Here is a 3,279-nt window from a genome sequence, read left to right as displayed (position 1 = left end):
CGAAACGAAGCGGTATCCACATTGATCTCACAATGATCCTTAGCACAACTGCCGGCAAATTCGAGGTTCATTGCCGTGTCAGGGGATTTGACGTCTATGCTCACCCGGTGCTTTTTAAAATCACCGTCCCATTTTAGGGCTATGTCAGAGAAATATTGCTTGCCTACCCTAAACTCGTGAAGGGCAAAGTTTCCCCCGGATAACGATGAGTTGCCCAAATCAACCTGGGCCGTTCCATTGACCTTCTGCAAACGGTATTCGCCGTAGCGCATATCGGTGCCCTCGACGGCCAGCGTTCCAACGGGTCTTCGCGGATCGCCGGTGACGATCCAATTGCCTGCCATGTGCCCGTTGACGCCCGTCCACAGGCTGACAGGATCCGGCACATCGAAATCAACCCGCAATTTCGAGTTCTGCGAAAGGGTGCCGTTCAAGACCCATTGGTTGTTTCCGGAACGCACCCTGAAGGTTTCCAACGAAGCGACGTCCCCATCTATTCCCAAGGCTCCCGACGCCTGGAAAGGTTGGTCAAGAAGCTCCCCGGACACGCTGATTCCGTTCACCCGAAGGATGGGATTGCCATCCACAAACGATCCTTCTAGGTCCATTTCTGCATTCAGCCGGCCCGACCAGAGTGCCCACAATTTGCCGGGGTTGATATCGGTTGCGTGAATCGTAAGTTTCCAGCTCGGATGGGGTTGCATGCGTATGTGGCCATTGGCGGCAGCCACCCCGTCCAACGTTTGTGCTTGAAACGCTTCCAAATCAAAATCGGCCATGCTGCCTTGACCTGAAGCGTCGAGGTGAATCGGCGGTAAATGCTGCCCATCGATATCAGCACTGCCGGCAAGTTTAAAATGGCCTGGCGATATTCGATCGAGCGTGATCTCTCCATCGGTGCGCAGGTACCACGGGGCATACAGTTGATGGTCGAAGCGGATGGTGTCCGCATCACCTTGAAGGTGCCATTTTCCCCGGTAGGCTTTCTCTTCTGCGCGATGAAGGGCCCACCGGATATCTGCCTGAAAAGGGTAAGGCGAGACGCTTGAGGCTCTACTGTGCAGATTGACTTGCCAATCGTCTGCTTCCAACTCGAGATATGATATATCGAGTGAGTTTTTGTCCATCGACAGGCTCAAGCGTATTTCATCGAGCTCCTGTTGGTTGTCCTGCGTGCGGACGGACACCCCTTTCATGGTTGCGTTTCCGACAACGACATTTAGCCGGGGAGTGCCGCCGTCAAGCAGCGCAAACATGTCTTTGACAATCGTATCGGTTTTACCATTGGAACGGTAGTCGAGGCCCGTTAGCTCGACCTGTCTAAAATGCAGTTCACCTTTTATCAGCGCCATAAGCGATAAATCGATCTCTGCCTTTTCTACATGAACCCGCTGCTGATCCAAGACGTATTCGATTTCAGCAAGGGTCAAACCGTGCATAAAACTCCCCTGGCATTGGCTTACCGTTAGCGGTGTGTTTGAAAAATCGAGGGCTTTAAATAAAAGAAATCGACTTCCCGCCTCACTTCGAAGCACGAGGATCAAGGCCGTGGTTGCCACAACGAGAAATACCAGCAAAGTTAGGGTCAACAGCAATTTTCGTTTCACGAATTACGGTCCAATCTTCTGGTGGGTTAATCGCATGCTGGCTCGCGATTATCCGTCGATTGTTGTTTATCTTCGCCCGGGGGTATTTTTCTGAAGCCCTGTAGGCAGCGCTCCCACTATTTTTCAGCACCGGCTTCGATCAAGTATTCAACGACCGGTGTGTGGCCATTTTTTGTGGCTATGGAAATGGCGCTGTCGCCATCTCTGCCGATGACATCGATATCTGCACCGCTTTCGGCCAGGATGCGCAGGGTCTCTACCTGTCCCTGTTGAGCAGCAAACCACAGCGCTGATTCCCCTGCAGCGCCCTTTTCGTCTATTGCGGCGCCACGGTTGAGCAGTATGCGAACGGCAGCTGCGTGACCGTTGTGGGCAGCCCACATGAGTGCGGTAGCGTGATATTTGCTGTCTTTTGCATTCACATCGGCGCCTTCTCCCAAAAGGCGTTCGATCGTTTTCGCGTCACCCGTCATGGCCGCTTGCACCAGGTCATCGTTGACGTTGGCACTGCACGCGTAGATGCCAAAAACAGCCATCATCACGATAAGGACTAATATCTTCAATCGTTTTTGTCGTTGATTGTGCCTCACCGGTGTTCTCCTTAAAGGTGGTAACATCAAAATCGTCTTCTCATGAACCGCTTGAGGACCCGATGACTAATCTTCCTTTTAATCTTTAGAAAGATATACAATATCCCGCCAATGGTATGAAAAATTTGCCTGACTGCCTGCGTATTGAATTCTTCGTCCAATCGGTAGCCATTTTTCAACATGGACGGATTTTTTCGAAAACAGTAAAACAAAACAGCCTTTTGGGCAACATTCAGGCTGCCCCTCCATTTTTCGATTTCGGTGTCCATCGGCCGCCGCCGATACTCTTTTTCGTTGTACCAGACCTCGTTGGTGATTGCTTTTTCACCGATATGCTGATGCTTGTCAGGCCTCAACATGCGCTCGTCCCAAGGCAGGTCAAGAAAGGTGCATATTTGCCGGGTGATGTCTTCCGGTTGGGTCACCAGCGCTTCGTAGGTAAGGGTCAATAGTTTATTGCCGTTGCCGGTTTGAAACGCCAATCCCTTGGCGTAGCATGTCCTCAAATAATTCACCGCATCGATGATGTTTTGCGTAAAGGGTTGGGTCTGCATGCCTTGCTTTTTGCCTCGACGCCCAACTTTCAACATGGAGGCGACCACAGCTCTCGGATCCCGCAGAATCTGAATGAAAAAGGCCTTTGGGTATAGTTCCACGAGATCAGAGAATACGGTTACATTGGCCGGTGTCTTTTCGCTGATAAACGACGTGTTTTTTCTCTCGGAAATGGGAAAGAGAAATTGGTTAATCAACTGCGTAATGTGGGTGTCGGCTTGAGCATGGGTACAATATGCGTCCAGCCATCCATTATTGAGGCTGTGCTGCATTGCTTTTCTCACCTGAATGATATCCGGCAAATGCAAAAACTCCGGTCCGCCGGTAATGTCGGGGTGTGAATCGAGCATGTTTTGAAGCAATGTTGTCCCTGAACGGGGTGCGCCGCCCACGAATATGAAATTGGGAGTGGTGTCAAGAATCGTCATAGGGTCATTACATCGGCATACTTATTGTTCGGAACTGCCGTGCGGTCAAGATAGGTGCCGTTTAACCAACACGATAATGCCCATTTGATTTTGGGCCAT

At 51.0% G+C, this 3,279-nt stretch carries 3 protein-coding genes; all 3 read right to left on the bottom strand.

The genetic code is table 11. The features are described from left to right. A partial coding sequence (locus tag ABYV26_RS23460; RefSeq protein WP_372683778.1) for a hypothetical protein occupies window positions 1-1,607 on the bottom strand: 1,607 nt, incomplete at its 3' end. Between the two features lie 116 nt (window positions 1,608-1,723). After that, entirely contained in the window at window positions 1,724-2,197 is a 474-nt protein-coding gene (locus tag ABYV26_RS23455; protein WP_372683777.1) for an ankyrin repeat domain-containing protein, read from the bottom strand. A gap of 26 nt (window positions 2,198-2,223) precedes the next feature. Beyond that, window positions 2,224-3,180, bottom strand: a complete 957-nt coding sequence (locus tag ABYV26_RS23450; protein ID WP_372683776.1) for a sulfotransferase — start codon at window positions 3,178-3,180, stop codon at window positions 2,224-2,226. Window positions 3,181-3,279: the final 99 nt, after the last annotated feature.

Source organism: Desulfosarcina sp. (genome assembly GCF_041551955.1).
GTDB lineage: Bacteria > Desulfobacterota > Desulfobacteria > Desulfobacterales > Desulfosarcinaceae > Desulfosarcina.
The sequence above is the reverse complement of the archived record's forward strand: the minus strand, read 5'-3'. Positions and strand labels throughout refer to the sequence as shown.